General features: G+C 64.0%; 5 protein-coding genes and 1 pseudogene. All 6 read right to left on the bottom strand.

Annotated elements, in window-relative coordinates; translation table 11 throughout:
- Nucleotides 1-153 (bottom strand): annotated as a pseudogene (locus MOV74_RS30080) (acetyl-CoA C-acyltransferase); the annotation flags it as partial.
- A gap of 228 nt (nucleotides 154-381) precedes the next feature.
- Nucleotides 382-1839 (bottom strand): GH1 family beta-glucosidase, encoded by a 1458-nt coding sequence (locus tag MOV74_RS30085; RefSeq protein WP_246930358.1) that lies wholly within the window; start codon nucleotides 1837-1839, stop codon nucleotides 382-384.
- Between the two features lie 150 nt (nucleotides 1840-1989).
- Complete coding sequence (locus MOV74_RS30090) at nucleotides 1990-2397, bottom strand: hypothetical protein (protein WP_246930359.1); 408 nt, start codon at nucleotides 2395-2397, stop codon at nucleotides 1990-1992.
- Nucleotides 2398-2456: 59 nt separating this feature from the next.
- Nucleotides 2457-2624 (bottom strand): hypothetical protein, encoded by a 168-nt coding sequence (locus MOV74_RS30095; RefSeq protein WP_246930361.1) that lies wholly within the window; start codon nucleotides 2622-2624, stop codon nucleotides 2457-2459.
- 139 nt (nucleotides 2625-2763) lie between these two features.
- The gene (locus tag MOV74_RS30100; protein ID WP_246930364.1) at nucleotides 2764-3126 is read right to left on the bottom strand and encodes a hypothetical protein; all 363 of its coding nucleotides are present in this window, start codon (nucleotides 3124-3126) and stop codon (nucleotides 2764-2766) included.
- A 135-nt stretch (nucleotides 3127-3261) separates the two neighbouring features.
- On the bottom strand, nucleotides 3262-5565 hold a 2304-nt coding region (locus tag MOV74_RS30105), incomplete at its 5' end, for a TonB-dependent receptor (RefSeq protein ID WP_246930363.1).

Consider the following 5565-nt stretch of genomic DNA (forward strand, 5'->3'; position numbering starts at 1 on the left):
CACGTCGGCCGTGTTGATGCCGGTGCGCGCCGCGAGCGCCCGCAGCACGGTTGCGCCGAGCTGCTGCGGATGAATACCCGACAGCGCTCCCTTGCCGGCCTTGCCGACGCCGCGCGGGGTCCGGCAGGCATCGATGATCAGCGCGTCAGCCATTGGCGTTGTCCTCTTGTTGTGAGTGTTGAGGACGGTTCTGAATAAGGCGGAGAGGAGAGTCAATGCGGGGTGGCCACGCCCTCTCCCGCCCCTCACCCGGATTTTCCGCTGCGCGAAAGCCTCAGCGACGTCATGGCCGGGCTTGTCCCGCCCTCGCCTCGCCGAGGCGGCTTCGGCCACGCAGGCGGGACGAGCCCGGGCAGGACGACTTCTACACGAGGGAAGCGGTCACGCTCCCGCCGCGTTCTTCGCGATCACGTTGCGATAAAAACTGGCGCTGAGTTTCGGCGTGCGGACCTGCGTGTCGAAATTGACATGGTACAGTCCGAAACGCTTGTTCAGCCCATACACCCACTCGAAATTGTCCATCAGGCTCCAGAGGAAATAGCCGCGCACCGGCACGCCCTCATTGGTGGCGCGCTGGAGCTGGGCGAGATAGTTGCGCAGGTACATGATGCGGTCGGTGTCGTAGATCTTGCCATCCGGCGTCACGACGTCGTCGCCGGATGCGCCGTTCTCGCTGATATAGATCGCGTCCGTCTTCCAGATCTTTGCCGCCAGCTTCGGCACCCAATAGAGCGTCTCCGGCCCGACGCGCAGCCAGTCCGAATTCATGTGCGGGAACGATTTCGGGATCGGCAGCGGCATGAAGCCTGCGCCCTGGTCGGAGGCCACCACGTAGTTCTGCGGCGCGTAGATGTTGAGGCCGAGGAAATCGACCGGCGAGGAGATGGTCTTCAGCTCCGCATCGGTGAATTTCGGCGCGTTCGGCCCGGCGAATTTCAGGAAGGCGTCGGTATAGCGGCCCGTCATGATGACGTTGAGATAGCCGGCATTCATTTCGCGGAGCGCAATCTCGGCGGCGCGGACGTTCTCCGGCGTGTCGATCGCAGGGGCGCAGGCATCGACGTTCTCCGCCGGCCCCACTTTGGTGCCACGGCGGCCATGGGCGCGCACCGCCTGCACCGCGAGCCCGTGCGCGAGCGCGCTGTTGTGCCTGATCTGGTTGACCTCGGCTTGCGGCAGCGTCAGGCCCGGCGCGTCGATGCCGATGCCGTAACCGAAATAGACGAAGCGGCCGCTCTCGTTCAGCGTGAACACGTTTTTGACGCGGTCGGTCAGATGCTTTGCGACATAGGCCGCGTAGTCGCCGAAGATCTTGCAGGTCTCCGTCGAGCGCCAGCCGCCGAAGCGATCCTGGAGCGATTGCGGCAGGTCCCAATGATAGAGCGTCAACCACGGCTCGATGCCGTTCTTCAGGAGCTCGTCAATGAGCCGGTTGTAGAAGTCGAGCCCCTTCGGGTTGGGCTTGCCGTCGCCGTCCGGAAACAGCCGCGGCCAGGCCACCGAGAAGCGGTAGGCCTTGCAGCCGAGCGCCTTGATGAGCGCGATGTCCTCCTTGTAGCGGTGATAATGCTCATTGGCGCGGTCGCCCGTGGTGCCGTCCTCGATCTTGCCGGGGATGCGCACGAACTTGTCCCAGATCGAGGCCCCTCGCCCATCCTCGTCGACCGCGCCCTCGACCTGGTAGGACGAGGTCGCCGTGCCCCAGACGAAGCCCGCCGGAAAGCCGGCGCGCGGCGCCGCTGCCGGCTTGGCCTTTGCCGCGTCAATCGGACCGGTCAAGCCGGCCGCAGACAGCCCCGCGATTTTCGCGAACCGGCGACGCGAGACCTTGTCCGACATTGATGCTTCTCCGCTCCGAGCTGTTGCGGGCGCACAATGGCGAGTTCAGGGCGGTTTGAGAAGCAAGCTTTGGGGAAAGCCGGATGCAGAATCGCGCGGTCTGGGGCGCGACATATGGATGCGGGCCAGCAGATGCGCCGGCTCCCGTGATCAGCGCGAGCGCTTCGGCAACTTTGGCAGCTTGCCGGGGTTGAAGGCTGTGCGCTGCTCAGCCTGGTCATGTGCCGGCGGCTGCTGTTCGGTGAGAATGAGCGTTCCCTGGAGGACCATTCCCGGCACTTGCTGTGCCGTCGCGGTGTAAGTCGCGATCTTGCCGGGGCAGTTTCCCTCGATATCCAAAATGAGCTCGTCGTCCACGCCGAACACCGTGGCACGTCCGTCGGTATGACGCTTCGTCGACACCGTGGCGGTGAAGCGATCTCCATCGACCTGACACGAGCCGTGGTAGGTCATCAGGCTGTCACGGCCCCAAATCTGTCCGTCCGCGACATGGACGATGCCGGTCCCCTGATCGAGCGGCGTCTTGTACCACGCCGCATATGTGCCGTCCTTCAGCATGGGAGCAGTCTCCCCTGACATCCCCCACAATAATCCGCATGACTAGCGCTAAGAAAGCGTTAATCACGTGGCCCGTGCCAATCCGGACGCTGCTTACGCAGCTCGGCTTCAAGCTCCTCGACGATGCCGTGGAGCAGACACGCGGCGAGCGGGTCCGTAACCTCCCGTTCCAAACGCCGATAACGCGCGATCTGGCATTCCTGCTCTCTCAATTGGCGCTCTGTCATCACACCGGCCCTCCAACAAACTGACGCGGAGAGGCCCGAGCGGTTTCGTTAAAATTTTCGGATCATTTGAGATGGTTTCTGACTGGTAAAGACAACGCCCGCGGAACGGGGCCGAATCATCCCAAGGGCGGCCCCGCCTCTAGGAGGACAGACGAAGCCAGACGTCCTTGCTTGCCAGCGTGCCATCCGGCGTGGCGATCTCCATGTCCACGACATGCAGGGAGCCGGGCTCGTCTCCATAGATGTACCTGAGGTGCCACACGAGACCCAGGTCCGGTGAAATGACAAAATCGTCCAATCCGTCGGTGATATCTCGAACGGCCTCGCGGTGCGTCAAGGGCGCGGAAAACATCGCATCGATCAAGTCGGCGAGGCTCATGCCCTCGACCAGCATGAATCGCGCGACCTCGTCACCGTAGACGTGCCGAAGCGCTGAAACGATCGAAGCGACGGCATCCGGATTCTTCAACGACACGGCAAAGCAGGCCTCCGAAGCCATCATGCCGGAGGCGGAATATTCTGCAAGCTCAGCGAGCGCCATCGCGGAACATGGGGCGCGACGCCCGGCGCCGGGACTTCCGGCAGCTCGCCTTACCGACCCTAGAACGCACCGAACCGTACGGACACAGACCCGTGCCTAGAACGTCACCCGCATCCCCGCATAGAACGCGCGCGGCCGGGCCGGGCTGAGCGAGCGCGGGTCGGTGAAGTCGTTGCCGCCGTTGGTGAAGTTGGGCAAGGCTCCTGTGTCGAAGAACTGTCCGTAGGTCGCGTAGCGCTTGTCGAAAATGTTGTCGACCTTGCCATAGAGCTGGATGTTCTTCGCCACCTGGTAGGACGTGTGGAGATTGAACACCGTATAAGACGGCAGCTTCGCGAACTGATTCGACTCGTCGCCGACCAGGTATTGGCTGGAGACGTAGAGCGCGTTGCCGCCGACCTTCCAGACGTCGGTCACGGCATAGTCGACGCCGACCTTGACGCGGTGGCGCGGGATCGCGGGGAGCTGGTTGCCGGGCCTGACCTGGATAGTGTCCGTGGCCGGATCGGCAAACGGGCTTTCCGAGCCGAGCTCGAGGGGGTCAAGATAGCGCGCGTCGACGAAGGCGTAGCTCGCCTGGAACTGAAGCGTGGGCGATTTGATGTTGACCTCAGCCTCGAGGCCCTGCCGCCTAGTACGGCCGACATTTGAGAAATAGCCGAAGCCGGTCCGCCCGACGACGGGGACCGCGACGATGTCGTCGTAATTGGTGGCGCGGAAGCCGCCGATCTTCCAGCCGAGGGTGCCGATATTCAGCTCCTTGGTGCCGCGCAGGCCGGCTTCCACGGTCTTGGAGACGACCTGCTTGAGCGGCGGATCGGAGACCAGGAACGCCGCGATCAGGCAGGGGCGGGCTGGATCGGAGCAGCCGAGTTCGAGCGGCGTCGGCACGCGGTTGGCCTCGGAATAGCCGGCATAGGCGGTCAGCCCCGGCGTGATCTTGTAGGTGCCGCCGATCACCGGATTGAAGCGCGTGAAGGTGTGATCGCCGTTGAGATCGGTCCCGAGCTGGTCCTCCAGCGAGATCCGCGCCACGTTGAAACGGCCGCCGCCGGTGATGGCGAAGGCATCCGTGACGTTGAACGTGTCCATCGCATACAGGCCGTTATATTGATTGACGGTCCGCAGCGAGACGGGACCGGCAACCGTCGTCGGCTGGCCGGTCGGCCCCAGAAAGAGGCCACTCCCGCTGACAACGTAGTTTTCTCCGATCGAGCCGATCTCGGCGGTGGCGTTGTAGCGCGTGACGCCGGCGTCATAGCTCGCGCCCATCACGAAGCGGTTGTCGTGGCCAAACAACTGATCGGTGTTGGTGGCCTGCCCTGACACGCCGAAACTGGTCGAACGTATCGTGCTCCGGTCGATCTCGCCAAGGATGGTTCCGGTCGGATACGGATTGACGAGCTGCGCGCCGTTGGTGCCGTTCGCCGGCGTCGCATCGTCGCCGAAGCACAGCAGCCCCGGGGCGGCGCATTCCTGCACGTCGGTCGGATTGCCGTCGACGAGCTTCTGCTCGTACCTGCGCACATGCGCGGCGCCCTCGAGTGTCCAGGTCGGCGTCGGCTCGGCCTTGCCGGTCAGATTGAGATAGCCGACGCGGTTGGACGTGGTCTGCGGCGTGGTGTAGGTCGCGCCCCAATATTTATCGAGCAGCTCGGCGGGAACGGTGGCGCTGGCGCCGAAATCGTTCTTGGCGACGCCCATATTGGCGTGGAATTCGCTGTCGCCAGCCTTGTAGCCGACATCGCCGTAGAAGCGCCGCACGGTCGATTGCGAGAAATTGCGGAAGCCGTTGTCGCGAAGGCCTTCGAGCGCGGCGTAGACACCGTAGTTCTTGTCGACCTGCTTGCCCCATTGCGCCGAGCCCTGGACGCGTCCGAACGAGCCGCCCATCACGTCGATCTCGGCGCCCTGATAGGTAAAACCGTCCTTCATTTGCAGATTGATCGCACCGCCCAGCGCGTTGAGGCCGAAGGCGGGATTGTTGGTCACCAGCGTCACCGACCTGATCGCGGCGGTCGGGATCAGGTCCCAATTGACGGCATCCGAGAAGGCTTCGTTGATGCGGACGCCGTTCTGATACACCGCAAGGCCTTGCGGTGTGCCCGTCACGGGCGAAGCGACGAAGCCGCGGAATTCGACATCCGGCTGGAACGGATTGCCGGTGACCTCGGTGATGTTGACGCCGGCGATGTTGTCGCGCAGCGCGTCGGTGACGTTCAGCGAGCCCGTGCGCTTGATCTGGCTCGGATCGACGGCGTTGATCGCCGACGGCACCTTGTCGACATCGAGACCCCTGCCGGTGCCCGGCGCGGTCGGGTAGACGTAGATGCGCGTCCGGGGACTGGCGGACGACGCTGCGCCGATGCGCGCGACCGGCCGCGTCGGCGCGCTACGTCT

Source organism: Bradyrhizobium sp. SHOUNA76 (genome assembly GCF_023006445.1).
Taxonomy (GTDB): Bacteria; Pseudomonadota; Alphaproteobacteria; order Rhizobiales; family Xanthobacteraceae; genus Bradyrhizobium.